The 26036-nt window shown below is 65.2% G+C and carries 25 protein-coding genes, 1 other RNA gene and 1 pseudogene; 12 read left to right on the top strand and 15 right to left on the bottom strand.

Going from position 1 to position 26036, the window contains the following annotated elements; translation table 11 throughout:
* Positions 1 to 1122 precede the first annotated feature (1122 nt).
* Together ACZYW1_RS04495 and ACZYW1_RS04500 are read left to right on the top strand one after the other, a co-directional pair.
* Positions 1123 to 1668, top strand: a complete 546-nt coding sequence (locus ACZYW1_RS04495) for a hypothetical protein (RefSeq protein ID WP_463783617.1) — start codon at positions 1123 to 1125, stop codon at positions 1666 to 1668.
* A gap of 55 nt (positions 1669 to 1723) precedes the next feature.
* Positions 1724 to 1876, top strand: a complete 153-nt coding sequence (locus tag ACZYW1_RS04500; protein WP_463783619.1) for a hypothetical protein — start codon at positions 1724 to 1726, stop codon at positions 1874 to 1876.
* Between the two features lie 118 nt (positions 1877 to 1994).
* Here the strand turns inward: ACZYW1_RS04500 and ssrA are convergent.
* The 8 genes from ssrA to prfB form a co-directional block, all read right to left on the bottom strand.
* Positions 1995 to 2363: a transfer-messenger RNA gene (gene ssrA / locus ACZYW1_RS04505) on the bottom strand.
* Positions 2364 to 2442: 79 nt separating this feature from the next.
* Complete coding sequence (locus ACZYW1_RS04510) at positions 2443 to 3189, bottom strand: EamA family transporter (protein WP_463783621.1); 747 nt, start codon at positions 3187 to 3189, stop codon at positions 2443 to 2445.
* Between the two features lie 95 nt (positions 3190 to 3284).
* Positions 3285 to 3776 (bottom strand): SsrA-binding protein SmpB, encoded by a 492-nt coding sequence (gene smpB / locus ACZYW1_RS04515; RefSeq protein ID WP_463783622.1) that lies wholly within the window; start codon positions 3774 to 3776, stop codon positions 3285 to 3287.
* A gap of 2 nt (positions 3777 to 3778) precedes the next feature.
* Entirely contained in the window at positions 3779 to 4672 is an 894-nt protein-coding gene (gene ftsX, locus ACZYW1_RS04520) for a permease-like cell division protein FtsX (protein WP_463783625.1), read from the bottom strand.
* Positions 4673 to 5362, bottom strand: coding sequence for a cell division ATP-binding protein FtsE (ftsE, locus tag ACZYW1_RS04525; RefSeq protein ID WP_463787678.1), 690 nt, complete (start codon positions 5360 to 5362; stop codon positions 4673 to 4675).
* A 70-nt stretch (positions 5363 to 5432) separates the two neighbouring features.
* On the bottom strand, positions 5433 to 5912 hold the full coding sequence (locus tag ACZYW1_RS04530; RefSeq protein ID WP_463783626.1) for a hypothetical protein: 480 nt from the start codon (positions 5910 to 5912) through the stop codon (positions 5433 to 5435).
* The gene (locus tag ACZYW1_RS04535; RefSeq protein ID WP_463783628.1) at positions 5912 to 6892 is read right to left on the bottom strand and encodes a mechanosensitive ion channel family protein; all 981 of its coding nucleotides are present in this window, start codon (positions 6890 to 6892) and stop codon (positions 5912 to 5914) included. The genes ACZYW1_RS04530 and ACZYW1_RS04535 overlap by 1 nt, the downstream gene beginning before the upstream one ends.
* Entirely contained in the window at positions 6882 to 7994 is a 1113-nt protein-coding gene (prfB, locus tag ACZYW1_RS04540) for a peptide chain release factor 2 (RefSeq protein WP_463783631.1), read from the bottom strand. The genes ACZYW1_RS04535 and prfB overlap by 11 nt, the downstream gene beginning before the upstream one ends.
* A 132-nt stretch (positions 7995 to 8126) precedes the next feature.
* Between prfB and ACZYW1_RS04545 the strand changes: the two genes are divergently transcribed.
* The gene (locus tag ACZYW1_RS04545) at positions 8127 to 9488 is read left to right on the top strand and encodes an FAD-dependent oxidoreductase (protein ID WP_463783633.1); all 1362 of its coding nucleotides are present in this window, start codon (positions 8127 to 8129) and stop codon (positions 9486 to 9488) included.
* Between the two features lie 4 nt (positions 9489 to 9492).
* On the opposite strand, the gene ACZYW1_RS04550 is transcribed toward ACZYW1_RS04545, so the two are convergent.
* Together ACZYW1_RS04550 and ACZYW1_RS04555 are read right to left on the bottom strand one after the other, a co-directional pair.
* Entirely contained in the window at positions 9493 to 9822 is a 330-nt protein-coding gene (locus ACZYW1_RS04550) for a hypothetical protein (RefSeq protein WP_463783634.1), read from the bottom strand.
* 39 nt (positions 9823 to 9861) lie between these two features.
* Positions 9862 to 11511 (bottom strand): NAD-dependent malic enzyme, encoded by a 1650-nt coding sequence (locus tag ACZYW1_RS04555; protein WP_463783635.1) that lies wholly within the window; start codon positions 11509 to 11511, stop codon positions 9862 to 9864.
* A gap of 203 nt (positions 11512 to 11714) precedes the next feature.
* Between ACZYW1_RS04555 and hisN the strand changes: the two genes are divergently transcribed.
* The 3 genes from hisN to ACZYW1_RS04570 all read left to right on the top strand — a co-directional run bounded on the left by hisN (position 11715) and on the right by ACZYW1_RS04570 (position 15266).
* Positions 11715 to 12497, top strand: a complete 783-nt coding sequence (gene hisN, locus ACZYW1_RS04560) for a histidinol-phosphatase (protein ID WP_463783638.1) — start codon at positions 11715 to 11717, stop codon at positions 12495 to 12497.
* Positions 12498 to 12590: 93 nt separating this feature from the next.
* Positions 12591 to 14012: an acyl-CoA dehydrogenase family protein gene (locus ACZYW1_RS04565; protein WP_463783640.1), complete on the top strand. Its 1422-nt coding sequence runs from the start codon at positions 12591 to 12593 to the stop codon at positions 14010 to 14012.
* Positions 14013 to 14057: 45 nt separating this feature from the next.
* Positions 14058 to 15266 carry an acyl-CoA dehydrogenase family protein gene (locus ACZYW1_RS04570; RefSeq protein WP_463783642.1) on the top strand — a complete coding sequence of 403 codons (1209 nt, stop codon included), beginning with the start codon at positions 14058 to 14060 and terminating at the stop codon, positions 15264 to 15266.
* Between the two features lie 12 nt (positions 15267 to 15278).
* Here ACZYW1_RS04570 and ACZYW1_RS04575 read toward each other — a convergent pair whose 3' ends face one another.
* Genes ACZYW1_RS04575 through ACZYW1_RS04590 form a run of 4 tightly spaced genes read right to left on the bottom strand, consistent with a single transcriptional unit; the run spans position 15279 to position 20137 of the window.
* On the bottom strand, positions 15279 to 16484 hold the full coding sequence (locus ACZYW1_RS04575) for a cytochrome P450 (protein WP_463783644.1): 1206 nt from the start codon (positions 16482 to 16484) through the stop codon (positions 15279 to 15281).
* A gap of 8 nt (positions 16485 to 16492) precedes the next feature.
* Positions 16493 to 18052 (bottom strand): bifunctional 3-(3-hydroxy-phenyl)propionate/3-hydroxycinnamic acid hydroxylase MhpA, encoded by a 1560-nt coding sequence (mhpA, locus tag ACZYW1_RS04580; RefSeq protein WP_463783646.1) that lies wholly within the window; start codon positions 18050 to 18052, stop codon positions 16493 to 16495.
* Positions 18053 to 18068: 16 nt separating this feature from the next.
* Complete coding sequence (locus ACZYW1_RS04585; protein WP_463783648.1) at positions 18069 to 19010, bottom strand: fumarylacetoacetate hydrolase family protein; 942 nt, start codon at positions 19008 to 19010, stop codon at positions 18069 to 18071.
* Positions 19007 to 20137 (bottom strand): VOC family protein, encoded by a 1131-nt coding sequence (locus ACZYW1_RS04590; RefSeq protein WP_463783651.1) that lies wholly within the window; start codon positions 20135 to 20137, stop codon positions 19007 to 19009. Before ACZYW1_RS04590 ends, ACZYW1_RS04585 begins: the two co-directional genes overlap by 4 nt.
* 123 nt (positions 20138 to 20260) lie before the next feature.
* Here ACZYW1_RS04590 and ACZYW1_RS04595 point away from each other — a divergent pair, with 123 nt between their 5' ends.
* From ACZYW1_RS04595 to ACZYW1_RS04605, 3 genes are all read left to right on the top strand, one after another.
* A complete protein-coding gene (locus ACZYW1_RS04595; protein ID WP_463783655.1) occupies positions 20261 to 20920 on the top strand; it encodes a TetR/AcrR family transcriptional regulator in 660 nt (219 codons plus the stop codon).
* Between the two features lie 7 nt (positions 20921 to 20927).
* On the top strand, positions 20928 to 21959 hold the full coding sequence (locus ACZYW1_RS04600; RefSeq protein ID WP_463783657.1) for an amidohydrolase family protein: 1032 nt from the start codon (positions 20928 to 20930) through the stop codon (positions 21957 to 21959).
* 65 nt (positions 21960 to 22024) lie between these two features.
* Positions 22025 to 22996, top strand: coding sequence for an NADPH:quinone oxidoreductase family protein (locus ACZYW1_RS04605; RefSeq protein WP_463783659.1), 972 nt, complete (start codon positions 22025 to 22027; stop codon positions 22994 to 22996).
* 3 nt (positions 22997 to 22999) lie between these two features.
* Here the strand turns inward: ACZYW1_RS04605 and ACZYW1_RS04610 are convergent, their stop codons facing one another.
* Entirely contained in the window at positions 23000 to 23491 is a 492-nt protein-coding gene (locus ACZYW1_RS04610; protein WP_463783661.1) for an SRPBCC family protein, read from the bottom strand.
* Positions 23492 to 23614: 123 nt separating this feature from the next.
* On the opposite strand from ACZYW1_RS04610, the gene ACZYW1_RS04615 reads away from it, so the two are divergent.
* From ACZYW1_RS04615 to ACZYW1_RS04625, 3 genes and pseudogenes are all read left to right on the top strand, one after another.
* A complete protein-coding gene (locus ACZYW1_RS04615) occupies positions 23615 to 24706 on the top strand; it encodes a homogentisate 1,2-dioxygenase (protein ID WP_463783663.1) in 1092 nt (363 codons plus the stop codon).
* Positions 24707 to 24755: 49 nt separating this feature from the next.
* Positions 24756 to 25949 carry an alpha/beta hydrolase family protein gene (locus tag ACZYW1_RS04620; RefSeq protein ID WP_463783664.1) on the top strand — a complete coding sequence of 398 codons (1194 nt, stop codon included), beginning with the start codon at positions 24756 to 24758 and terminating at the stop codon, positions 25947 to 25949.
* Positions 25950 to 25964: 15 nt separating this feature from the next.
* Positions 25965 to 26036 (top strand): annotated as a pseudogene (locus tag ACZYW1_RS04625) (hypothetical protein); the annotation flags it as partial.

A 26036-nucleotide genomic window follows, 5' to 3' on the forward strand; every position in this document is an offset into this window, starting at 1 on the left:
TCCACTACCCAGCCGCCGCACGAAGCGCCCGCTCTCCCGGTCCGTCTGCTGTGGCACCCGAAGTGGCGGGAGCTGCTGAGCTAGCGTCCGGTCAACCCGACTCGTCCGCCTAGGCACCGAGGCACCATGTAGTCATGGTCGCCGTCTACCGCGTGCCGATGCGATCCCGCGACGATGCAGTCGAGACGCAAGCCGCCATCGACCGCGCTCGGCTCCTCGGACTCTGCGGTTTCGGGCAGCTAGTGAGTGGCCCGGCTGGGCACGAACGGTTGGTCCGGAGAGTCGCCCGATTTGCCGCAGTCGACAACGACTCCTTTGTCTGGACTCGCGACATCAATGGGTGGTACTGGCTGGGCCGCATCGCCGGGAACTATTTTCGCGACGCCGAGAAATCGGCCACAGAGGTCGACCTCGTGCACGTCCGGCGCTGCGCGTGGTTGAAGACGCCAATCCTCGAGCAAGATGCGCCGGCCGCCGTCGTTGCCACGTTCCGTAGAGGTGGACGGAACTTTCAAGAGATCCATCACCCGTCGATCGGCGATCAGACACGACGGCTTTGGGATGCTCGAAGTAGTTCTGCCGCATCGCGATAACGTCGGGCCTATCTCTGCGGCCCGTCGAATTGTCGGAGTCGAAATCAATGTTCCCTGAGCGGACAGGAATTGACCTCTCCGCCAATCGAACCCGCTTCTCTAGCAGGGCTTTTGCCGCCTAACCTGCCGTCTCATTACGGCTCGGTCCGGCTCGCGTCTCGTAACCTGCGGGTTCGTTCTCTTGTCTTGACAGCGTCAAGACCTGAGGCTCGGTTCGACCCGCGCTCGCGCTGTCTGCTTTGTTCTCCTCCCCCGCCGCTGCTGTCGCCGAACAGCTAAATCCCCGCTGAGACCGAAAGGGTTTTTAGGTAATTTCTGAGACTCAGGCCGGAGTAAGATGTGAGTTTCTCAGCTAAACTTCGCCGCGAATGCGCCAGCAGCCCGACGTTAAGGGGATTCGGAAATGGGTCGACTTGTTCGTTCATGGGCAGGAGTCATCGGCGCAGTCGGTGCCGGTGTACTGGGCGCAACGTTCCTCAGCAGTCCGATGGCTTTCGCCACTGACGACCCGCTTCCCACGCCGTCACCGTTGGATTTCGTGCCACCCGGCTTTCTGGGCGACCCGACGACGACGATCGAATCCTCGTCGATTCCCTACGTGTACAACTTCGAGGAGCAGATCCTGCCCTACACCTTTTTGGACGGGGCCACCGTTACTGGAGCCTATGACGTCAAAGACACCGGTGGAATCATCGGTTTGCTCCCGCTCATCGGCTTCAGCGACGATTCGCAGGTAGTCACCGATAGCACAGGACTAGCGCCCGCTGTCGGAACCGGATGGGACCAAATCGCTCTCGGATCAGCGGCGCTGCCCGGTCCTGCACAAGTGTTGTTCGGGGATTCTTCGATGACGAGCCCGGACGGGACCTCGGCCAATATCGTTGAGTTCTTCGGCCAGTTCGGCAACTATTTTTCCACCGGGCCGACCGGCACGATCGATGAGCTGGACTTCTTCAACACGTGGTTGCCTATCATCGACACTCCCGCCGCAACCGCAATGTCAGCAGATCTCGCCCACCTCGGCGGGCTAGCCGACCTTGGTGGGCTGGCCGACCTCAGCGGTATCTCGATCTGACGTCAATCGCAGGTTGGTTTCCGGAAAACCTCAATTCCTCTCCCCCACAACTCATTTGAGGGCACGAAGGTTCGAGCAATCCGGTGTCGGTTACCGCACCTGGATCAGCGCAGGGGTCGGCTCGATCAGCCGGGTCGCGGAGGAGTTGGCGGCGTCGGAACTCGCCGGCGGCACACTGCTCCCCACACCGGACGACTGGCCGGCCTAACAGGGTGGTCGAGGCGATGACCGAGACGTCGAGCACGAACGGTCTCGACGGAGTAACACACTGACGTGTTGATGAAAAAGGAAACAGGCCAGACCTTTCGGCCTGGCCTGTTTCCATTCGGTGGAGCTGCCGGGAATCGAACCCGGGTCCTACGGCATTCCCTCAAGACTTCTCCGTGCGCAGTCCGCTGTGTCTCTACTCGGATCTCCCGGTCACGCGAACAAGCCGAGATGACGATCCCAGTCGCTGTTTGATGTCCCTACGGATCCCGCGACCGGACCCGTAGGTTTGTCCCTCTAGCTGATGCCAGGGTCCGGGCCGAGGGCGCTCCCGGTCTGACAGACACGCAGTCGCTTAGGCAGCGAGTGCGTAGTCGCGCTGATGTGAATCGGCGCTTATATGGTTGCAGCGACGCTTACGGTGGTCTCTTGCCTGCACCGGCACGCTTCCCTTGATTCGATGCGCGAAGTCGAAACCGTTCAGCCCCTCGCACCCCTGCCGATTTTCGGCAAGACAATTCATGATACGCGCTTGTCAACGGCAGACCGGGCAGCGTTCATTCCCGGTCAGGCAGCGATCATTCCCACCGACACCGCGGCCAGCAGCATGCCGAACGCCTGCCAGCGCGTCAGCCGCTCGCGCAGCACGATGATCGCCAGGACGACGGTCGTCGCCGGGTACAGCGAGATCAGAATGCTGGCCAGCGACAGCATCCACTTCTGGATCGCCAACAACATGCTGACGTTCGCGCAGGTGTCGAGTAGCGCTGCCAGGAGCGCCAACCGCAACGGCGTGCGGGACGGCAATGCGAGATTGTCACTCGCCGCCGCCACGGCGATCACCAGAACTGTGGCCGCGGCACGGGCGAAGAACAGCGGCCACATGCGGCACGCCACCGGGGCCTCGTGCAGCAGCACGAAATCCAGCCCGAACGCCACGCCCGACCCGATCGTCAGCCAGGCGACCTTGCTGGTGAATCTGTGGGTCCGGACATCGGCGTCGTCGGGCGACTCCCGGCTGACCATGATCACCGAGAGCATCGCCAGCGCCACGCCCGCCGACGCGCCGGCGCCCGGTCGCTCGCCGATTGCCACGCCGACCGCGACGGGAACCGCGGCGTTCAGCACTGCGGCCAACGGCGAGACCACCGAGATGGGGCCGGCACTGACGGCGGCGTAGAACCAGTAGACCCCGACCGCCTGACTGATTCCGTACAGCGAACCCCACAGCACCGCACCCGAGTGGATGGGGCCCCCGGAGGTCACTGCGAGCACTCCCAGCAACAATGTTGCGAGTGGGTAGGTGACCAGCATGACGCGTAGCCCGGCCGCCCGGCGGGACGCTACACCGCCGACGAAGTCACTGACGCCGTAGCTGACTGCAGAGAGCTGGGCGTACGCCGCCCCGATCAGCTCATGCCCTTGGATCGCCTGCCCAGCTCGCGAATCACTTCACGTTGGGCGTCTCGCTTGGCCATGTCCTGCCGCTTGTCGTGGGCCTGCTTACCGCGCGCTAATGCAAGCTCCACCTTGACTTTTCCTTCGAAAAAATACAGCGACAACGGAACGAGCGCGAGGTTACCATCCTTGATTTTGCCGATGAGTACATCGATCTGCCGCCTGTGGAGAAGTAACTTCCGGTTGCGACGCGGAGCGTGGTTGGTCCAGCTGCCGTGGTGATACTCCGGAATGTGCAGGTTGCGGAGCCAAACCTCGCCGTCGTCGACGGTGGCGAACGCGTCGGCCAACGACGCCTTACCTTCCCGCAAACTTTTAACTTCAGTACCGACTAAAACTATCCCGGTCTCGTAGACGTCCAAGATCGAGTAGTTGTGCCGGGCTTTGCGGTTGGTCGCCAGGATTTGCCGAGCCGGCGCATTCTTGTTCGGCGTCTTGGCCACCACTACCGCCGTACGTACAGGCGCAACGTCGCGTACGACGTCACTCCGGCCATCGCGACGCCGACCAGCAGCAGCAACGGTGAGATGTAGAGGATGTCCGCATAGTCAACCTTGGCGATCAGGTGGGCCTGATAGAACTGGCTCAACGCGCTGTCGAGGAACAAGGCACGAACGACCATCAGCCCGACGATGGCAATCAGCACACCCAGTGTTGCCGCGACCATCGCCTCCACCAGGAATGGCAACTGGGTGTACCAGCGGGTGGCGCCGACCAGTCGCATGATGCTGACCTCGGTGCGCCGCGTATAGGCGGCCACCTGAACCATGTTGGCAATCAGCAGAATTGCGCCAACTGCCTGAACCAACGCCACAGCGAACGCGGCATTGGACAACCCGTCGAGCACTGCGAAGAGCCGGTCGATCAGCTCCTTCTGATTGAGCAGATGGTCGACCCCGGGCTGACCCTGCAGGGCCGCGTCGAATTCGGCGTGCTGCTCGGGGTTCTCCAACTTGACGATGAACGAGGCCGGGAAGGCGTCTTTGCTCGCGAGATCCTTGAATTGAGGGATCTTGCGGATCGCGTCGTTGTACGCATCCTGACGGTTGAGGAACCGCACCGACTTGACGTCGTTGCGCTTCTCGATTTTCTCGCGCAACGCTTTGCACTGCGGGCTTTCGCAATTCGCATCGTCGGCGGAGATGTCGTTGGTCAGGAAGACCTGGGTCTCGACCCGGTCCAGATAGATGCTTCGGGAGTGTTCGGCCAGCCGAACCACCAGCAGACCGCCACCGAACAGACCGATCGAAATGGCCGTCGTCAAGATCATCGCGACGGTCATCGTCACGTTGCGCCGGAAGCCGGTCAGGACCTCGTTGAACAGGAAGCTGAAACGCACTTATCGGTCCATCCCGTAGACACCGCGCTGCTCGTCGCGAACCAGCCTGCCCAGCGACAGTTCCACGACGCGCTGACGCATCGAGTCGACGATGTGGTGGTCGTGCGTGGCCATCAGCACCGTGGTCCCGGTGCGGTTGATTCGTTCGAGCAGATCCATGATGTCGTTGCTGGTCTCCGGGTCGAGGTTGCCGGTGGGCTCGTCGGCCAGCAAGATCAACGGCCGGTTGACGAATGCGCGCGCGATAGCCACCCGCTGCTGTTCGCCACCGGACAATTCGTGCGGCAGTCGGCCGGCTTTGCCGGACAATCCCACCATTTCCAGCACGTCGGGGGTGACCCGGTTGATCACGTCGGCCCGTTTACCGATGACCTCGAGGGCGAACGCGACATTCTCGAAGACGGTCTTCTGCTGCAGCAGCCGGAAGTCCTGGAACACGCAGCCGATCACCTGACGCAGCTTGGGCACATGGCGCCCGGGCAGGGTGTTCACATGGAACTTGGAGACCCGTACGTCACCTTTGGTCGGCGTCTCGGCGCCCAGTAGCAGTCGCATGAAGGTCGACTTGCCCGAGCCCGACGGCCCGATGAGGAAGACGAATTCACCCTTGTCGATCTTGAGATTGACGTTGTCCAGCGCAGGCCGCGCGGAGGACTTGTACAACTTGGTGACTCGGTCGAGGGTGATCATCACGGGTCGCCAGTCTAACCGTGAACGTCCGGCGTCCCGACCACGCGGCGCGCTGGCCGGCCCGGGCGCGTCATCGCGGCAGGCCCGGTAGCAGGGGCAATCCGGCCGCGGGCGCCGGAGCGGGGGTGGTTCCCGGCGATGCCGGGCTGGGCGTCGTCGGGGGGCCGAACGGCGGCGGCAGCTGCGGCAGCGTGAACAGCGGCGGCGGTGTCGTCGTCGTCGGAGAGGTCGTCGGGGGCGGAATGCTCGGCGGCGTCGACGTCACCGTGGGAGTCGGCGTGCGCGTCGGCGTGTCATAGCGGGGTTCCTGCACGCGGGTACGCGGCACCCAGGTGTAGTTGGGGTCGGGCACGTAGCCGGGCGGCACGACCTGTGGCACGACGGGCGGCGGCGGGTGTGGACGGTAAGTGTTGTAGGTCCACCAGGTGGCGAAGAACGCCGCGATCAACACCAGGGTCGACGTGCGGAGCCGACCGCCGAACATATAGGCGGGCCAGCGCTTGTCCGCGTTGCGGGGCGGGTTTTCCAGGACGTTGAGTGTCAGCTTCATCAGCGTTGAACCGGTTCGTGGGACTTTTCGTACTCTTTCCGCTCTGCCTCGGCCACCTCGACACCCGGGCCGTCGACCACACCGACCGTCGCATCGGCAGCGGTCACGATTCCCGCGCGGGCCAAGCCCCGAACGACCAGGACACGCAGCTGACGACCAGCCTCGAACTGCTTGCCGGGCAGCGTGCGGGCGACCATCCGCAACGTGACGGTGTCGACCTGAATGCTCTCCACGCCCATCACAGTTGGCGCGTCCAGCAGCAGGTCTCCGAGTATCGGATTGTCGAGCGCGTTCTCACACTCGTTGCGCAGCACCTCGCTGACGCGGTTGAGGTCGACGCTCGTCGACACCGGGATGTCCACCACCGCGCGGGCCCAGTCCTTGGATTGGTTGACCGCCTTGATGATCTGACCGTTCGGGACGGTCAGCACCTCACCGTTCGGCGAGCGAAGTCGGGTCACGCGCAACGTAACGTTCTCCACCGTGCCGCTCGCCTCGGCCGTCGACACCACGGTCAACGTGACGAGATCGCCGAAGCCGTACTGCTTTTCGACAATGATGAAGAACCCCGACAGGATGTCGCGGACCACCTGCTGGGCGCCGAAACCCAGCGCGGCCCCGATGACCGTCGCCGGCGCGACCAACCCTGAGACGGAAAAGCTCAAGACGCTGGCGATTTGGACGATGACCCAGATCGCGATGAGGACGATCGACACCCACTGAATCACCGACGCCACGGCTTGCCGGTGTTTAGAGGATTCCGACCGGACCAGGGCATCACCCTCGACGAAGCGCTCGTCGAGTTGTCGGCTGATCTGATCAGTCACCCACGTGACGAACCGGACAGCCAGCATCGCGACGATCACCAGCATCACCACCCGCAGACCGCGGGTGATGATCCACTGACCGAGCGCGCCGTGCCAGAAGTCGTGCCAGCGCTGCGCTGAGCTCGCCGCTAAAAGCGTCGTGTTAGTCGTCATCTTTTCTGTTACGCCACCTGATTCCTGCTTCCAGGAATCCGTCGATGTCTCCGTCGAGAACGGCCGCCGGGTTACCCACCTCGAACTCGGTGCGCAGGTCCTTGACCATCTGATACGGGTGCAGCACGTACGACCTCATCTGGTTTCCCCAGGAGCTGCCGCCGTCACCCTTCAATGCGTCGAGCTCGGCACGTTCTTCTAAACGCTTGCGTTCCAACAACTTTGCCTGAAGCACCCGCATCGCTGCAACTTTGTTCTGCAGCTGGGACTTCTCGTTCTGGCAAGTGACGACGATACCCGTCGGGATGTGTGTAAGGCGAACCGCGGAGTCGGTGGTGTTCACCGACTGACCTCCCGGACCACTGGAGCGGTACACGTCGACCCGCAGGTCGCCCTCGGGAATCTCGATGTGATCGGTGGTTTCCACCACCGGCAGCACCTCGACTTCGGCGAACGACGTCTGCCGCCGGTTCTGGTTGTCGAACGGGCTGATCCGCACCAGCCGGTGGGTGCCCTGTTCGACCGAGAGCGTGCCGTACGCGTAGGGAGCATGCACGGCGAACGTCGCGCTCTTGATCCCGGCCTCTTCGGCGTAGGACGTGTCGAACACCTCGACGCCGTACTTGTGCTGCTCAGCCCACCGGATATACATCCGCATCAGCATCTCGGCCCAGTCAGCGGCGTCCACACCGCCGGCACCGGAGCGGATGTTGAGCAGAGCTTCCCGCTCGTCGTACTCGCCGGACAGCAACGTCCTAACTTCCATCGCCTCGATGTCGGCGTGCAATGCCTTCAGTTCGGCGTCCGCCTCGGCTTCTGTCTCCGCGCCACCGGCGCCGGCCTCGGCCGCCATCTCGTAGAGCACAGGCAGGTCGTCGAGCCGCTGACGCAGCCCTTCGACACGGCGCAACTCGCCCTGGGTGTGGGAGAGCTCGCTCGTGACGCGCTGCGCGCGACCCTGGTCGTCCCACAGGTTGGGATCGGCCGCCTCGTGCTCGAGCTTGTCGATCCGACTGCGCAGACCGTCGACGTCCAACACCCGCTCCACCGTGGTCAGCGTGGAGTCGAGTGCTGCGATATCGGCCTGTCGATCGGGGTGCACGCCTGCTCACGTTACCGGCCGGGTACACAGCCCCGTCGCAAAGATGCACTCCGCGCCGCGGAGCGAGGAGGAGTCGGGCAATCAAAGCTGTCGGCCACGGGCGAGCAGGGCGGACGTTTAGCATCGTGGGCTATGCGCCCTTTCCACGTTGCGATCGTCGGGTCGGGTCCCTCGGGATTCTTCGCCGCGGCCTCGCTGCTCAAAGCCGCCGACTCCGACGACCGATTCGACGTCGCCGTCGACATGCTGGAGATGCTCCCCACGCCGTGGGGCCTGGTTCGTTCCGGCGTCGCACCCGACCACCCCAAGATCAAATCGATCAGCAGGCAGTTCGAGAAGACCGCCGAGGACGACCGGTTCCGGTTCTTCGGCAACGTCGCGATCGGTGAGCATGTCAGCGCGGCCGAACTCGCCGAGCAGTACGACGCGGTGGTCTACGCGATCGGCGCGCAGGCCGACCGGCCGCTGAATATCCCGGGCGAGGAGCTGCCCGGCAGCGTCGCCGCGGTCGACTTCGTCGGTTGGTACAACGCGCACCCGCACTTCGAGGAGATCTCACCCGACCTGTCCGGCGCCCGAGCCGTAGTCGTTGGCAACGGCAACGTCGCATTGGACGTCGCGCGCATCCTGGTGACCGAGCCGGACGCGCTTGCCGAGACCGACATCGCCGACCACGCGCTCGAATCGCTGCGTCCCCGCGGTGTGGAGGAAGTGATCGTCATCGGTCGCCGCGGCCCGCTGCAGGCCGCCTTCACCACGTTGGAGCTTCGTGAACTGGCGGACCTGGAGAACGTCGACGTTGTCGTCGATCCCGCCGACTTCGAGCACATCACCGAGGAGGACGCGACGGCCGTCGGCAAGGTGTGCAAGCAGAACATCAAAGTGCTCAAGAGCTACGTCGGCAAGGAATTGCGGCCGGGCCACCGCCGGATCGTGTTCCGGTTCCAAACGTCACCGATCGAGATCGCCGGTACCGACCGGGTCGAGAAGATCGTGCTCGGGCACAACGAACTCGTCACCGACGACACCGGGCGGGTGACCGCCAAAGACACCGGCGAGCGGGAGGAGGTGCCCGTTCAGCTGGTCGTCCGTTCGGTGGGGTACCGCGGCGTTCCGACCGAGGGGCTGCCCTTCAACGAGAAGTCCGGAACCATCCCGCACAGCGACGGCCGGATCGAGGGCAGCAGTAATCAATATGTGGTCGGCTGGATCAAACGCGGCCCGTCCGGGGTGATCGGAACCAACAAGAAGGACTCGCAGGACACCGTTGACGCCCTGATCGCCGACCTCACCGCCGCGGCCGACCTGGCCGAATTCGACAGCGACCACGCCGACAAGCTTGCCGAGTGGTTGATCGAACGGCAGCCCAAAGTGGTCACCGATGCGCACTGGAAGGCGATCGACGAGCACGAACGCTCGGCCGGCGAGCCGCACGGCCGGCCACGGGTCAAGCTGTCGAACCTGGCCAAGTTGCTGCACATCGGCCACAGCTGACCGGTCAGTCTGCCGCCGGATCCGCCGGGGCGAAAGCCCAGTTGTCGGGATTGCGTTCCGAGTAGACCACCGGCTTCAACTCCCCCACCGACGGCCAGCGGTCGACGTCGGCCGTCATCCGTTGGTAGACGGTGTAGTCGCTGACCGTGGGTCCGTCGATCACCCCGGTGATCGTGACGTACTGCTCACCGGCGGCGTCGGGTGGCGGACTGACACCGGTGATCAGCAGCGTGCCGCTCAGCGAATTCGCGCCCAGCCTCCGACGGAAGAGCCGCGGCGCCAGAAAGCCTACGACGATCGCGATGAGCAACAGCACCGAGAGGATTTCCCACACGAGGCCATGGTAGGTCCGCGGTCGGGCGAGGCGCTCCGGTCAGGCCGGGCGGTAGGTGGGGCGCCAGTGCACCTGCTCGATCCGCTCGGCGATCTCAGCGCTGCTGCGCTGCGGGGCGACGCCTTCGGCCACGGCCTGTTCTGCGACGGCCTGCGCGATGCGCACCGCGACATCCGGGGCGTCCGACCACGACGGCAGCAGCGGCTGGTCGGGGTCGCTGAGGGCGGGTGACGCCTCGCCGAGGGTGGCGGCCGCGACCCGCATCATTTCGTCGGTGACCCGGGTCGCTTGCGCCGCGGTGACAGCCAATCCCATCGCCGGAAAGATGTAGACGTTGTTACATTGTGCGACAACATGTTCGACGCCATCTCGGCGAATCGGCGCGAAGGGGGAACCGGTGGCGATCAGTGCCCGCCCGTCGGTCCAGTGGTCCAACTCGGCGGGGTGCGCCTCCGCACGGCTGGTCGGATTGGAGAGCGGGAAGATGATCGGCCGCTCAGTCTTGCCTGCCATCTCGCGGACGATCGACTCGGTGAAAGCACCTGTGGCCGTGGATAACCCGAGTAAGACTCCCACGTCGACACGATGCACCACATCGGCAAGCTGCGCCGGACCCGGTAGCCCCCAGTCAGCCACCCGCGCGGCGGGCTGGGCGAACACCCGCTGATCATCCGAGAGGTCGGTCCGGTCGTCGGTGAGCAGACCCACCACGTCGACCACCCAGATCCGTTCCCGGGCAGCCTCTTCGGAGAGTCCTTCGCTGACCATCTCGCGGTGGACCATGGTCAGCACTCCGATACCGGCCGACCCCGCACCCAGCATGACGACCTGTTGCTGCGACAACGGCCGGCCGGCTACCTCGGCGGCGCCGTGCAGCGCCCCGACCGTAACCGCCGCAGTGCCTTGGATGTCGTCGTTGAAGGTCAACAGCGTGTCGCGATAGCGAGCCAGAATCGGCTGTGCGTGCGCTGTGGCGAAGTCTTCCCACTGCAACAGCACATCGGGAAGCTGTTGACGCACCGCGGTGACGAACCTGTCGATGAAAGCGTCGTACTCGGCGCCGTCGATGCGGCGGTGACGCCAGCCCAAATACTGGGGATCCTGAAGGAGTTCGACGTTGTCGGTGCCGACGTCGAGCACGATCGGAAGTGTCCGAGCCGGATCGATTCCACCGATGAGGGTGTACAGCGAAAGCTTGCCGATCGGGATGCCCATCCCGCCGATGCCCTGGTCCCCCAGCCCCAGGATGCGCTGACCGTCGGTCACCACAATCACGTCGACGTCGCGGTGCGGCCGGTTTTCCAGCACCTCCTCCAGACGGTCTCGATCGGGGTAGGACACGAACAATCCGCGTGGACGGCGGTAGATCTCGCTGAACCGCTGGCAGGCTTCGCCTACCGTCGGGGTATAGACGATGGGCAGCGCCTCGGGGATGTGGTCGGCCAGGACGCGGTAGAACAATGTCTCGTTGCGGTCCTGCAGCGCCCGCAGATAGATGTGCTTGTCCAGATCGTCGTGTCGCGTGGAGAACTCGTGCCAGCAGTGCGCGACTTGCTCGTCCATTGTTTTGACCGCGGTCGGCAACAGGCCCAGCAGGCCGTGGGTGCGGCGCTCCTCCTCGGTGAAGGCAGTGCCCTTGGTTGTCAGCGCGTCGAAAAGGGCTGCTTGCCCACGTCTTTCGTCGACCATCCCGGACGTCCCCTCTCGACCGATGCGCCGCGACCGCACGCGACCCACCGGAATCATCGCTGATATCGCTGCGGACCGCGACGGTTGCCCACCCCGTCGACCGGGTCGAGCTCGAGGACGTCAACGAGAATGTGGAGGCGCTCGACCGCGGCGACGTGGTGGGGCGTGCGGTCATCGTCTTCGACTGAGGCTTTACTGATGTCATGAGCGACGACGACCTTGCGGTGGCGTTGGACCTGGCCGATCAGGCGGACGCGATCACGCTGGACCGCTTCGGCGCCGTTGACCTGCGAGTCGACACCAAACCGGACCTGACACCGGTCAGCGATGCCGACCATGCGGTCGAATCCCGACTGCGCGAGACCCTGGCCCGCGTCCGCCCCGACGACAGCGTCCTCGGCGAGGAGTTCGGCGGGTCGACCAGCCTGGCCGGGCGCCAGTGGATCATCGACCCGATCGACGGCACCAAGAATTTCGTGCGCGGCGTGCCGGTGTGGGCCAGTCTGATCGCGCTGCTCGACGACGGCGTACCCCAGGTCGGCGTGGTGAGCGCGCCTGCGCTGCAGCGCCGTTGGTGGGCGGCCGCAGGTGCTGGCGCGTTCGTCGCCGTCGGCGGTGCCGCACCGCGTCGGTTGTCGGTTTCGTCTGTGGCGCAACTCGATTCGGCCAGCCTGTCGTTTTCGAGCCTGTCCGGGTGGGCCCAACTGGGTCTACGCGATCGATTTCTCGAACTCACCGACGAGGTGTGGCGGGTGCGGGCGTTCGGCGATTTCCTGTCCTACTGCTTCGTCGCCGAAGGCGCGGTCGACATCGCCGCCGAACCTGAGGTGTCGGTGTGGGACCTGGCTCCGCTGGATGTCCTGGTTCGCGAGGCGGGTGGAGCGTTCACCAGCCTGGACGGCTCTCCAGGCCCGCACGGTGGCAATTCCGTGGCTACCAATGGTCTGTTGCACCACCGGGTTCTGCGGAAACTGTCCGCCGGGTAGTGCGATACGTGTGAACTGGGTAACAGGCACCTTCTATCTTACTCCGGAGTAAGATACAGTCATCGCACTGCCCCAACGACCGAGGCTGCATTCATGACAAACACTGTCACCCACACGAACGGCTCGCGTAACGGCTCCAAGTCGCGTGCAAAGCGCAGCGGCAACGAGTCCGCCATCGGCGAGCAAACCCACAAGCGCACCGGCATCGACGTGGCGATCGGCCTGCTCACGCCGCTCGTCGGCCAGGAGTTCCTGGACAAGTACGGCCTGCGCGACCCGCTGAACCGCGGACTGCGCTACGGCACCAAGCAGGTCTTCTCCGCTGCCGGTGCGGCCAGCCGTCAGTTCAAGCGAGTGGAGAACCTACGCGGCGGTGCGACCCGGCTGAAGACCAGCGGTAAGGACTACTACGACCTCACGCCGGACGACGACCAGAAGATGATCGTCGAGACGGTCGAGGAATTCGCCGCGGAGATCTTGCGGCCGGCGGCGCACGATGCCGACGCGGCCACCACCTATCCCCCGGACCTGGTCAAGCAGGCCACCGAATTGGGGATCACCGCGATCAACATTCCCGAGGACTTCGACGGCATCGCCGCCGAGCGTTCCAGCGTCACCAACGTGCTGGTGGCCGAGGCGCTGGGCTACGGCGACATGGGCCTGGCGCTGCCGATCCTGGCACCGGCCGGCGTCGCCGCCGCACTGACCCACTGGGGCAGCGCCGGTCAGCAGGCGACCTACCTCAAGGAGTTCGCCGGCGAGAACGTTCCGCAGGCCTGCGTGGCCATCGCCGAACCCCAGCCGCTGTTCGACCCGACGGCCCTGAAGACCACCGCGGTCCGCACTCCGGGCGGCTACCGGCTCAGCGGCGTCAAGTCGTTGGTTCCCGCGGCCGCCGACGCCGAATTGTTCATCGTCGCAGCCCAGCTCAACGGCAAGCCGGCACTGTTCATCGTCGAATCCGGCAGCGATGGCCTCACAGTGAAGCCCGACCCGAGCATGGGTATCCGCGCGGCCGCGCTCGGCCGCGTCGAACTCGACAATGTCGCGGTGCCGCTCAGCGCGCGCCTCGGCGACGAGGACGCCACCGATGCCGACCTCGCCCAGAACTATTCCGAGGCGATCGCACTGTCGCGGTTGGGTTGGGCCGCTCTGGCGGTCGGCACCTCGCACGCCGTGCTGGACTACGTCGTCCCCTACGTGAAGGAACGCGAGGCGTTCGGCGAACCCATCGCCCACCGGCAGTCGGTCGCGTTCATGTGCGCCAACATCGCCATCGAACTCGACGGCCTGCGGCTGATCACCTGGCGTGGCGCGGCGCGGGCCGAGCAGGGTCTGTCGTTCGTTCGCGAGGCAGCGCTGGCCAAGAAGCTCGGCACCGACAAGGGCATGCAGATCGGCCTGGACGGTGTGCAGTTGCTCGGTGGTCACGGCTTCACCAAGGAGCACCCCGTCGAGCGTTGGTACCGCGACCTTCGAGCCATCGGCGTGGCCGAGGGCGTCGTGGTCATCTAATAGTCATCTGAGTCGGACTTACCCAAAGGCAACGAAAGACCAATCATGGCAATCAATTTGGAACTGCCCGGCAAGATGCGCGCAGTGATGGAGAAGGCCCACCAGGGCGCCGCAGAGATGATGCGGCCGATCGCCCGTAAGTATGACCTCAAGGAGCACGCCTACCCCGTCGAACTCGACACGCTGGCCGAGCTGTTCGCCGGTGCCTCCGAATCCAGCTCGCTGGATATGGCCGGCGCCAACGGTCTTCGCAGCAGCGAGAACAACGGCGAGAACCGCAACGCGGCCAACATGGCAGCGGCGTTGCAGGCGCTCGAGGCCAGCTGGGGTGACGCGGCCATGCTGCTGTCGATCCCCTTCCAGGGCCTCGGCAACGCAGCCGTGTCCGCGGTGGCCACCGACGAGCAGTTGGAGCGCCTGGGCCGGGTCTGGGCCGCAATGGCCATCACCGAGCCGGGATTCGGATCCGATTCGGCAGCGGTGTCCACCACCGCCAAGTTGGACGGCGACGAATACGTCATCAACGGCGAGAAGATCTACGTCACCGCCGGTTCGCGAGCCACTCACATCGTGGTGTGGGCGACGCTCGACAAGACCAAGGGTCGTGCGGCGATCAAGTCGTTCATCGTGCCGCGCGAGCATCCCGGAGTCACCGTCGAGCGGCTCGAGAACAAGCTCGGCATCAAGGGCTCGGACACCGCCGCCATCCGGTTCGAGAACGCTCGCATCCCCAAAGAGAATCTGCTCGGCAACCCCGAAATCGAGCCGGGCAAGGGCTTTTCCGGGGTCATGGAGACGTTCGACAACACCCGGCCGGTGGTGGCCGCAATGGCCGTCGGCATCGCCCGCGCCACCCTGGAAGAGCTGCGCAAGATCCTGACCAACGCGGGCGTGGAGATCTCCTACGACAAGCCCGCACAGGTGCAGAGTGCGGCCGCGGCCGAGTTCCTCCGGATGGAAGCCGAGTGGGAGTCCAGCTATCAGCTGACCCTGCGCGCCGCCTGGCAGGCCGACAACAACATCCCGAACTCCAAAGAGGCGTCGATGTCGAAGGCCAAAGCCGGCCGAGTGGGCAGCGACATCACCCTCAAGGCGGTCGAATTGGCCGGCACCATCGGTTATTCGGAAGACACGCTGCTGGAGAAGTGGGCGCGCGACTCGAAGATCATGGACATCTTCGAGGGCACCCAGCAGATCCAGCAGCTGGTGGTCGCCCGCCGCCTGCTTGGCCTGTCGTCGTCCGAGCTGAAGTAGGCGCGCTACCGCTCAGGCGGCAATGAGCTTGAGCGGCAACCGTTCGTGTCGCCGGATGATGTTGTTGATCGCCCATGTCGGTGACGACGTCAGCTCGATCCGGTCGACGCGCTCCGCCAGCGCTCGCAGCATCGCCTCGGTTTCCAGCCGAGCCAGCCCCTGCCCTGCGCAGGCGTGTGCGCCGTGGCCGAAGCCGAGTTGTCGGCCGGCGTCACGACGGATGTCGAAGACGTCCGCGCGGTCCCATTCGCGGTCGTCGCGGTTGGCCGACGCGTAGAGCACCAGGACACGCGAGCCCGCTGGAACAGTCGCCTCGCCGATTGCGGCTTCGCGGACTGCCTTTCGTGCAAACCCGCGCAACGGTGACTCGTAACGGATGACTTCGTTGACAGCGTTGGGGATCAGGTTGCGATCGTCTTTGAGGATGTCCCATTGCTCAGGAAACATCGCGAACAGATGCAGCGCGCTGGAAATGGCACTGATAGTGGTGTCCAGAGACGGAGCGATGTAATCGACCATCAGCGGTGGGCATTCGCGGTGTAGCAGCTTGCCCTCGTCGGCCGCGGTCAGCACATCATGGCCCAGGCTGCCCTCGATCACGCTGCGCCGGCGCACCACGCGCCGTGCGAAGCGCAACATCTGCACGCTCGACCGCGACGCTTTGAGCCAATGCCCGTTGAGCGGACCCAGGACATCGAATGTCGCTCCGGCCCAGACCAACAGGTGGTCCCGCTGGTCGCGCGGCCACCCGACCAGGTCGGGAACGACAGCCAGGGGCAACGCCGTCGCGAGATCGGTGACGCCGTCCACATCACCCTTGGCCACGGCGGCGTCGACAACCTGCTCCGCCTGCTCGGTCACGTTGGCGCTGATGGCTCCCAGCGCTCGCGGCAACATGCGGTGCGCCACCAGTTTGCGCCGCCGATTGTGTTCTGCCCCGTCGCTTCCCAATGTCGTGCCGCGGGAGAGCCGGTTGCTGATCGGGTTCAGCGCTACCGCACCGCCGGAGACGAACGTTCTGTCGTCCCGCAGCACGGCCTTGCACTCCGCGAATCGTGACAGCGCGTAGACCCGCTGCTTGGGCAACCACACCAGCGGCCCGAGTTCACGCAGGCGCGCGTAGTGCGGATATGGGTCGACGATGGCGTCGGAGGCATAGATATCGGGCCGGTAGGCAGGAATTCCCCTGACCGGACTGGACTTCGGTGATCCTGGCATCCGCGCTCTCATTTCTCGAACAACACCGGACGGCGTTTCTGCGCACTCTCCGCGAATCGCGGTACGGCGTCGCAGAGGGCCCGTAGCCGGACGCCCGCCTGCATGACAGTTCGGTCGGGTCGCACGACAGCTGCCAGCGCCCGCCCGCCCCGCAACCACCGCGCCAACTCCGATCCCGGTGGCGCGAGGATGACTGTGGCACCCCGTGACTGCAGCTCGTCCCGCAGCGAGGGCTCCAGTGGCTCGGCAGTGACGAGGGCGAATCCGTTGCCCACTCGGGCATCCAGCCGGACCGCCCCGTCGATCGCGGGATTGGGACACAACGTGCCGGCCAGCCCGTGCGGTCGCCATGACTTGACGATCAGGGCGGAGCGGCGCAGCGGCGGTGTGCTGCTGTCGACCAGCCGGGTCCGCAGCCCGGGAATCATATGCAGCCGCGGCGCCAGCGACCGACGGATGACGTTGCCAAGACGGCCGCCGGCGGTCATCGCCCAGCCCATTATCAAGGCGAGGCGAATCATCAGGCGCGCATGCGGTTTTCGTTCCGCCTGGTAGGTGTCCAGGATGCTGGCCGGCAGGGCGTTGTCGATCACGGCGGCCAATTTCCAGGCCAGGTTCATCGCGTCGCGCATCCCGCTGCCCATACCCTGCCCGATGAAGGGAGGGGTCAGGTGAACGGCGTCGCCGAGGATGAACACGTTGCGGTCACGCCACCGATCGGCCAGCTGAGCACGGAACGTGTACTCGGCGACGCGTACGACATCGAGTCGCTCGTCGTGAATGCCATTGACCCACGGCCCGATCAGCTTGCGCAGCCCCGTCAGCGTCCGGTAGTCGTCGACGCTCTCTGCGGGCAGCAGCCGGAACTCCCACCGGTAGCGGGTCGGGCCGATCCTCATGTAGGTCGCGGCGCGCACCGGGTCGCAAACCTGGTGCACGCCATCCCACTGGTCCAACTCGGCGTCGGTCACGACGTCGGCGACCAACCAGCGCTGCTCGAAACCGAGGTCGTCCATCTCCGCGCCGATCGAGGTGCGCGTAATGCTGTTGGCGCCATCGCAACCCAGGACGTAACCGGCGTCGACCCGATGCCGGTCGCCGGTCGAGCGGTCGGTGAATGTGACCTGGACGCGGTGTGGGTCGAGCTGACGAATGTCGGTGACGTCGACGTCGCCGCGCAGTTCCGCTTCGGGGTACTTCTCGAGGTTCGTCCGCAGGAGCGCCTCGAGTTCCGGCTGGTCGAACATGTTGGCCTGGGGATAGCCGTGGACGCTGTCATCGGCATCGCGTCGAAATTCGGCCAGCAGGCGAAAGTCATGGTCCACGAGCCTCAGCCCCATCGCCGGCCGGGAGATCGCCGAGAATTCCGTCTCGACACCCAGACGGGCAATGATGCGGTGAACTTCGTCGTCGAGGTGAACAGCTCGAGGCTGCGGATACGCACTCGAGTAGCGGTCGAGCACCAGGCATCGAATCCCGTACTGGGCCAGCAGGGTTGCCGCGGTGATCCCGGTCGGACCGGCGCCGACGACGACTACCGGGACGGATGACTCAGCAGTGAGGGCCATGGGGATCCGGCGCCGATCAGGTGTACTTCACGGAGTTACGTTGTTCACCAAGGTCTATGGCGCCGTCGTCGGTTGCGACAGTGGTCTCGACGACGTCGCCGTCATGCAGGTACTTGGGGTTCTTTGCTTGCCGGCCGAAGAACGCCTTCCACTTCACCGCCGGCGGCAGCAGCGATCCGATGATCTCGATCGGTTTGGGCGGAGCGCTCAGCGCCGTGCCGACCGGGGTACCGGTCAACACCAGGTCACCCGCATCGAGGCGCTGAAACCGGGTCAGCGCCTGTAACGCTTGCACCGGCGGGTAGATCATGTCGCCGTCGACGACCATGTTCTGGCGCACTTCGCCGTTGACCCGCAACCGGAGCCGCAGGTCACCGAACCGCTTGAGCTCGTCGGCGTCGAGCAGTACCAACCGGGGACCCACCGGGGTGAACGACGGGTACGACTTCGACTCGTAGAACTGGGTTTTCGGCAGTTGAATGTCACGCGCCGAGACATCGTTGGTCACCACCAGACCAGCGACATAGTCCGCGAGATTTTCTTCGGTGACCACGGTGCCTACCGGCATGTCCCGGCCTATCACCAGGCCGATCTCGACCTCGTAGTCGAGGAAGCGGACGTGGGCGGGCTTGACGATGTCATCGAACGGGCCCGTGATCGAGCCCGAAGCCTTACGGAAGAACGTCAGCGGCGTCGCGGTAGGATCCATTCCCGCGTCTTTGACATGGGATGCGAAGTTGGTCATCTGGGCGACCACCCGGCACGGCGCGGTGATCGGGGAGGCCAGTGTGAGGCTGTCCAGCGGCACGTTGTCCGATGCGGAGGCGACGGCGTCTTCGATGGCCGCGCGGTCGGCGAGCACCTCCCGGGTGGTGGCCGCGTCACCGGCGATCTTGTTGGCACCGGATCCGGTGACCACCCACCAGGAGCCATCGGCGCGCGCGATCGAGATTGTCATGAGCTGGCTACTTTCATCATGCCGATCATTCGACGGAGATCGAATTCGTTGTGATCACGAAGTGCGCCGATCATCGAACGCGCCTCGTGCGGAAGGGATTTGGGATTGATACCGAGGAAGTCCTTACTCGTGGGCGGTCCCCACTGCGACAGTCCCGACGACGTGAACGGCGCCCAGCCAGGTTCCAGTGTGGCGTCGAACATGTCGCCGTCGGTGAAGTGCTCCACCATGAGTCCGTCGGGGTCACGCCAATAGTCGAAGATCTGGCTGCCTTGGATGTGGCGACCGATACCCCACGACCGTTGATAGCCATGGTCTTTGAGGTGCTCGCCGCCGGCTGCCAAGGCATCCAGATCACAGACTTGATATGCCGAATGAACGTAGCGATTGGCCGGCCCCAACGCTATTGCCAGGGTGTGATGGTCGACGGGAGTCGGGCCGTGGTCGCAGCGGATGAAGCTCATCGTCGGCCCGCGCTCGCGCTGACCGGGGAAGTACAGGAAGTCGCTGACGATCATGCCGAAGTGATCGAGGTACCAGTCCAGCACCTGACGATATTTCGCCGTCTGCAGGACGACATGACCGAGCCGTTGCACCCGGGCAGGCTCCCTGGCTGAACGTTGGGTGGTGTTCGCGCGCCGCAAGTCGTGTCCGAAGTTGAAGGTGTGCGGCGACTGTCGCGGAAGGGCCTCGTGTTCGTTCGTTCGGGTGACCACCCGCACGAGCAGACCGCTCGGATCAGTGAGGTCGATCGCGAGACCGCCGATGGTTTCCGGCAGGGCTCGCGTGCGGACACCGGTGGCGTCGGCGAGGCGCAGCAGGTCGGCTTCGTCGGCGGCCTGCAGCGCCATCCCGACGAACCGTGAAGACGGTCCGCGGCGGATCAGCACGCACGGAGCGCCGGCATCGGTGCCACGCAGCTGAAGCTCGTCGTCGGTGCGCAGCACCGTCGAGAAGCCGAACGCGTGCGCGAACTGCTCGGCGCGCGCCAGATCCGGCTTGCAGAATTCCAACCAGGCCAGAGCCTGCACCTTGATCACCGGGTTTCGTGACCGGCCCAGATGTTCTCCGCGACGGCGGCCCTGGTCGCTGTGTAGGTCGTGATGAGCGCTCACTGTGCTGCTCATGTCGAACTCCTCGATTGACTGACGAAATCGTCACATACGACGTTACACTCAGTCAACAGAATCTGACGAAATCCTCAGAAGTGAGCAAATCGGTTAAGATTGCCGCGCGGAAGGGAGTCCAGGGTGGCAGCGGAATCGGTCGGTCAGCCCGCGGCGTTACCGAATCGCCTCGAGCGACGGAAGCAACGAACCCGTGCCGCGCTGATCCACGCCGCACAGGTCTTCATCGGCGCGGGCAAGCTGAACGCACCGATCTTGGAGATCACCCAGGCGGCCGACGTCGGGATGGGCTCGTTCTACAACTACTTCGACAGCAGGGAAGAACTCTTCGCCGCCGCCCTCAACGAGGTTCTCGATGCGCACGGCGCCCTGCTCGACACCGTCACCGAATCGCTCGAGGATCCCGCGGAGACCTTCGCATGCAGCTTCCGGCTCACGGGCCGCCTCTTTCGGCGCCGCCCCCAGGAAAGCCGAGTGCTGCTGGCCACCGGCGTGCTGTTGACGTCGGCCGATCGAGGTCTTGCTCCGAGGGCACTGCGCGATATCGTTGCGGCCATTCGGGCCAAGAGATTTCGCACCGACGACCCCACCCTGGCGCTGGCCCTCGCCGGTGGTGCACTGATGGGGTTGGGTCAATTGCTGGCCGCCGAGCCTGACCGCGACGACGCGGAGGCGACGGATCGCGTCGCCGAGGACATGCTGCGCATGTTCGGCATGGATGCCGACGAGGCCCGCGACATCTGCCGACGGCCACTCCCCGACCTCGATCAGCACCAGGCTTGAGTCTGCGATGCTGCGCATCGACACTCACCACCACGTGATCCCACCCGACTATCGAATCGCGTTGCAGCGGGCCGGACTTCTCGAAGCAGGTGGACGCGCACTGCCGGACTGGACGCCGGAGACCTCGCTGCGGGCGATGTCCGACCTCGGCGTCGGCACCGCCATCCTGTCGGTGTCCACGCCCGGCACGGCGTTTGTGCCCAACCCCGCCGACGCGGCCGCGCTCGCGAGGGACGTCAACGACTACACCGCCGGGGTTGCGATGGCCCACCGTGACCGCTACGGATTTTTCGCCTCGGTTCCGCTGCCCGACGTCGAGAGAGCGGTTGCGGAAACCGTTCGCGCTATTGATGACCTGCAGGCCGATGGCGTGGTGCTGCTGGCGAACAACGCCGGGACGTATCTGGGCGAAGGCGGCCAGGACGCGTTGTTCGCCGTTCTGGACGAACGCTCGGCGGTGGTCTTCGTCCACCCCGGCGAATTGCCCGAATCGGCCGTACCAAACATTCCGCCATTCGCGGCGGACTTCCTGCTCGACACCACCCGGGCCGCATATCTGTTGGTGCGTAACGGGATTCGAACCCGATACCCCAACATACATTTCATCCTCAGCCACGGCGGCGGCTTCGTACCGTATGCCAGTCACCGGATGGCGGTGGCGATCACCGCCGACACCGGTCGCAGCCCGGCCGATGTTCTCGACGAGTTCGCCGGTTTCTACTTCGACACCGCGCTGTCGTCGAGCGCGGCCGCCCTTCCGACGCTGCTCGCGTTCGCCAAACCCGGACACATCACCTTCGGCTCCGACTGGCCGTACGCCCCGATTGCCGCCGGAAAGCTGTTCGCGGCCGGTCTGGAGACCTACCCGGGTATCGACGCGGCGACGCGCTCGGCGATCGAACGCGATAACGCGCTCGCCTTGTTCCCCCGGCTTGGCGCTGCGCCGCAACCGATGTCACAGCCGGGCATTCAACGGCTGCGCCGCACCGTCAGTCGCGCGGTAATGCGCGGTGCGGCTCGATTGATGAGCACGCAGTAGCCGATGCGCACCGCCGGACGACGCGGGGCTAACGTCAACCGCTAGCGACGTTCAACGGAGGTGGCATGCGCGCAGCACAATTGACTCGGCTCGACGGTCCGGACGCGGTCAAGGTCAGCGAAATCGACGAACCGACTGGCGACGGTGTGGTCGTCGAGGTGCACGCGGCCGGCGCGGCCTTCCCCGACGCATTGCTGACCCGCGGCCTCTACCAGTACCGCCCGGACCCGCCGTTCGTGTTGGGCGCCGAGATCGCCGGGGTCGTGCGATCGGCCCCCTCCGGCGCGCACGTACAGGCCGGCGACCGCGTGGTCGGCCTGACCATGCTGACCGGCGGCATGGCGGAGGTCGCAGTGCTGCAGCCGGATCGGGTGTTCAAGCTGCCGGACAACGTGAGCTTCACCGCCGGCGCCGGCCTGCTGTTCAACGACCTGACCGTCTACTTCTCGCTGACCGTGCGGGGACGGCTGCGCGAAGGCGAGTCCGTACTCGTGCACGGCGCCGCCGGCGGGATCGGCACCTCGGCGCTGCGACTGGCCCCGGTCCTGGGCGCCTCGCAGGTCATCGCGGTGGTCAGCACCGAAGACAAAGCCGACATCGCGCGGGCAGCAGGCGCGACCGACGTCGTGCTGGCCGACGGATTCAAGGATGCGGTCAAGGAACTCACCGGCGGCCGCGGCGTCGACATCGTGGTCGATCCGGTCGGCGGCGACCGGTTCACCGACTCGCTGCGTTCACTCGCACCGGCCGGCCGGCTGCTGGTAATCGGATTCACCGGCGGGGAGATCCCGACCGTGAAGGTAAACCGATTGCTGCTGAACAACATTGACGTGGTCGGCGTCGGATGGGGCGCCTGGGCGGGCACCCACCCCGACGCGCTGGCCGAGCAATGGGCCGCCCTCGAGAAGCTGCTGGCCTCGGGCACGCTGCCGCCGCCCGAGCCGGTCGTCTACCCGCTTGAACAGGCCGGCGCAGCGATCGCCTCGCTGGAAAATCGCACCGCCAAAGGCAAAGTCGTGCTGCAGGTTCGGGACTGACGGTCAACCGGCCTGTCGGATGGCGGCCAGCTCGGCCAGGTGCTCGAGCGAGTTGTCGAGATGCGAAGGTTCGAACGGCGGAAACTGAATGTGCTCGCGGAGTTCGGGCGGCACCGCGGACCAGTCGTAGGTCAGTGTGACGTGCGCTTCGGAAGGTCCCGCGTCGGCGATGTCGTAGCGCCAGATCCATCCGCCGAATAACAGGTCGCCGTCCCCTCCCGCATCCTGACCCGGCTCCCAGGCGATGGCACGAGGGCGATCGAACACCACCACCTTGTTGGCCATCTCGTAGTTCTTGTCGGGGTGGTTCTCGTGGTACATCGCGATCCGGAACACCTGGCCGTTGCGGGTCAGCGATTCGCCGTCGAGGGATTCGCGGACCCAGCCGGTGCCGTCGATGGCCTCGTGGGTGGTCGGATCGGCCAGCAGGCCGAACACCCTGTCGGCCGATGCCGGGATCGTGAGGGTGGCGAAGGTGGTGTCGTCGTTGCTCATACCGGTGCAGACTGCGCGGAAGCCGGAAAATCATCTCTGCTTCGCTTGTGCGAGCTGATTAGAAAAAGTAATGTCACTTTCAGTTTTAGTCGTCCCCGACGCCGCCGCGACCCCGGAGCCACCATGGAATCGTTCATTCACCTGCGCAAAGGCAAGACGCCGCGGCGCCTACACGCCGACCTCGATGGACTGAAGGACGACGAGTTGGGCCGCGGCGGCTTTACCGGCCGCACGGCGAACCTGTACCGCCGCCACGACCCCACCGCCTACCGGACCGACGGTCCGCTGCGCCCTATCGACGTGCTGTCCAGCGAACTGAAACCCAGCGACGCCACCGACGCCGACGGTGGCCCACTGCTCATGTTCACCAACCCCGACTGCCGGATCTCGCTGTCCCGCCGCGAGCAGCCGATGCCGTACTTCGCCCGGCACGTCGACGGCGATCTGCTGTGCTTCGTACACCTGGGAGCCGGTCTGCTGGAGACCGAGTTCGGGCCGCTGCGTTACCGGTCGGGCGACTGGGTGTACCTGCCCAAGGCGTGCACCTGGCGTCAGGTGCCCGACGCCGAGACGACGATGCTGATGATCGAGGCCACCGACGAGTTCCGGGTGCCGCCACCGAGTCCGCTCGGCCGACACTTCCCGTTCGACCCGTCGCAGGCCGTCATTCCCGAGCCGGCGCCGATCGACGACGATGGCCGCGACGAATACCACGTCCGGCTGATTCACGAGGGTGGCCCGACAACCCAGGTCTACCAACACAATCCGCTCGACGTCGAGGGTTGGCGGGGCGACAACTTCGCGTTCACCTTCAACATCGCCGACTACAACGTGGTGACCTCCGACAGCGTCCACCTGCCGCCGACCGTTCACCTGTTCATGCAAGCCACCGGCGTCTACGTGATGAACTTCCTGCCCAAGCCGGCCGAAGGCGTTCCGGGCACCGAACGCACCCCCTGGTATCACCGCAACGTCGATTACGACGAGATCGCGTTCTTCCACGGCGGCTCGCTGTACGGCATTCCGATGCCGCCCGGCCTGATTTCCCATGCGCCCCAAGGTGTTCACCACGGTGCACCGGAGAAAGCACGCGAACGGGCCCGCCGCAAATTCGACGAGCACTCGCGCGTCGACTGGCAAGTCATCGCCGTCGACACCCGCCGTCGGCTCACCCCGTCAGCCGAGGTGCTGGCCAATGATCTGGGACAGCACTGATGACAACCACCGACGACAACACCGCACGAAGTGATCAGGAGGAGCAACGATGACGACCAGCGCGCCCGTAAAGCACGACTACGAGCGGATCCCCTATCTGGTTGCCTTTCAGAACAATTCCGGGGTCCGCGACGTCTACGGCGGATTGGCCGAGATCGTGGTGCTGGAGAGCTACCTCCTCAAGCCGAAAGACAGGCCGTCGGACACCGTGCTGATGTTCATGCATCCGATCGGCGGCGGAGCCTATCTGCCGATGATCAATGCGCTGGCGCGGGCGGGCAACCACGTCATCTACTGCAACAGCAGATTCCGTGGCACCGACTCGGCGCTGCTGATGGAGAAGGTGATCGAAGACCTCGGGGCTGCCATCAAGGACGCCAAGGACCGGCTCGGTTACCGCAAAGTCGTGCTCGCCGGCTGGAGTGGCGGCGGTTCGCTGTCCGTCTTCTACCAGCAGCAGGCCCAGCACGCGACCATCACCTCGAGCCCGTCGGGCGACGGGCCCGACCTCACCCAGCTCGACTTGCCGGCCGCCGACGGAATCATGTTGCTGGCCGCGCACATCAGCCGGCACGGCACGCTGACAGAATGGCTGGACGGCTCGATTCTCGACGAATCGGATCCGACCAAACGGGACCCGGAACTGGACCTTTACAACCCGGACAACCCGAACCAACCGCCCTACAGCGCGGAGTTCCTGGCCCGCTACCGGCAGGCGCAGATCGATCGCAACCGTCGAATCACCGCCTGGGTCAAGGACAAACTGGCCGAATTGAAGGCCGCCGGACGCCCAGACGACGAATTCGGGTTCATCGTGCACGGCACCATGGCCGACCCGCGCTGGCTCGACCCGGCCGTCGATCCCAACGAACGGGTCCCGGGAAGCTGCTATCTGGGCGATCCTCAAGTGGTGAACATGGGCCCGGTCGGCTTGGCGCGATTCTCGACGCTGCGCAGTTGGCTGTCGCAGTGGAGCTACGACGACGCACACGGCGACGGGATCGCCTGCGGTCGCGACATCGCGGTGCCGGCGCTGGTGATCGGCAACCTCGCCGACGATGCCTGCACGCCAGAGCACACCCGGCGCCTATTCGAGGCTATCGGTCATCCGGACAAGGAGATGCACGAAATCCACGGCGCCACGCATTATTACGCCGGCCCCGACCAGCGGGACAAACTGCGCGAGGCCGTCATCGTGGTCACCGATTGGCTTGAGCGCCATGACTTCACGGGGGTGCGGTGATACCAGCCGACGACGATGCAGAGCGCAGCGATGAGGAGGAGCGGCGCGACGGGCCAGCCGGCGACGATGCAGAGCGCAGCGATGAGG

It is taken from the genome of Mycobacterium sp. IDUB_36, from assembly GCF_055419225.1.

Excerpts from the sequence above, each read along its gene's own strand:
- ACZYW1_RS04570 (WP_463783642.1), top strand. The coding sequence starts at position 14,058 with ATGGCAATCAATTTGGAACTGCCCGGCAAGATGCGCGCAGTGATGGAG.
- ACZYW1_RS04530 (WP_463783626.1), bottom strand. The coding sequence starts at position 5,912 with ATGAAGCTGACACTCAACGTCCTGGAAAACCCGCCCCGCAACGCGGAC.
- ACZYW1_RS04555 (WP_463783635.1), bottom strand. The coding sequence starts at position 11,511 with ATGGTCGACGAAAGACGTGGGCAAGCAGCCCTTTTCGACGCGCTGACA.
- ACZYW1_RS04535 (WP_463783628.1), bottom strand. The coding sequence starts at position 6,892 with ATGACGACTAACACGACGCTTTTAGCGGCGAGCTCAGCGCAGCGCTGG.
- ftsE (WP_463787678.1), bottom strand. The coding sequence starts at position 5,362 with ATGATCACCCTCGACCGAGTCACCAAGTTGTACAAGTCCTCCGCGCGG.
- ACZYW1_RS04610 (WP_463783661.1), bottom strand. The coding sequence starts at position 23,491 with ATGAGCAACGACGACACCACCTTCGCCACCCTCACGATCCCGGCATCG.
- ACZYW1_RS04620 (WP_463783664.1), top strand. The coding sequence starts at position 24,756 with ATGACGACCAGCGCGCCCGTAAAGCACGACTACGAGCGGATCCCCTAT.
- hisN (WP_463783638.1), top strand. The coding sequence starts at position 11,715 with ATGAGCGACGACGACCTTGCGGTGGCGTTGGACCTGGCCGATCAGGCG.
- ACZYW1_RS04590 (WP_463783651.1), bottom strand. The coding sequence starts at position 20,137 with ATGAGCAGCACAGTGAGCGCTCATCACGACCTACACAGCGACCAGGGC.
- ACZYW1_RS04605 (WP_463783659.1), top strand. The coding sequence starts at position 22,025 with ATGCGCGCAGCACAATTGACTCGGCTCGACGGTCCGGACGCGGTCAAG.
- ACZYW1_RS04615 (WP_463783663.1), top strand. The coding sequence starts at position 23,615 with ATGGAATCGTTCATTCACCTGCGCAAAGGCAAGACGCCGCGGCGCCTA.
- ACZYW1_RS04575 (WP_463783644.1), bottom strand. The coding sequence starts at position 16,484 with ATGCCAGGATCACCGAAGTCCAGTCCGGTCAGGGGAATTCCTGCCTAC.
- ACZYW1_RS04510 (WP_463783621.1), bottom strand. The coding sequence starts at position 3,189 with ATGCTGGTCACCTACCCACTCGCAACATTGTTGCTGGGAGTGCTCGCA.
- ACZYW1_RS04545 (WP_463783633.1), top strand. The coding sequence starts at position 8,127 with ATGCGCCCTTTCCACGTTGCGATCGTCGGGTCGGGTCCCTCGGGATTC.
- mhpA (WP_463783646.1), bottom strand. The coding sequence starts at position 18,052 with ATGGCCCTCACTGCTGAGTCATCCGTCCCGGTAGTCGTCGTCGGCGCC.
- ACZYW1_RS04585 (WP_463783648.1), bottom strand. The coding sequence starts at position 19,010 with ATGACAATCTCGATCGCGCGCGCCGATGGCTCCTGGTGGGTGGTCACC.
- ACZYW1_RS04565 (WP_463783640.1), top strand. The coding sequence starts at position 12,591 with ATGACAAACACTGTCACCCACACGAACGGCTCGCGTAACGGCTCCAAG.
- ACZYW1_RS04600 (WP_463783657.1), top strand. The coding sequence starts at position 20,928 with ATGCTGCGCATCGACACTCACCACCACGTGATCCCACCCGACTATCGA.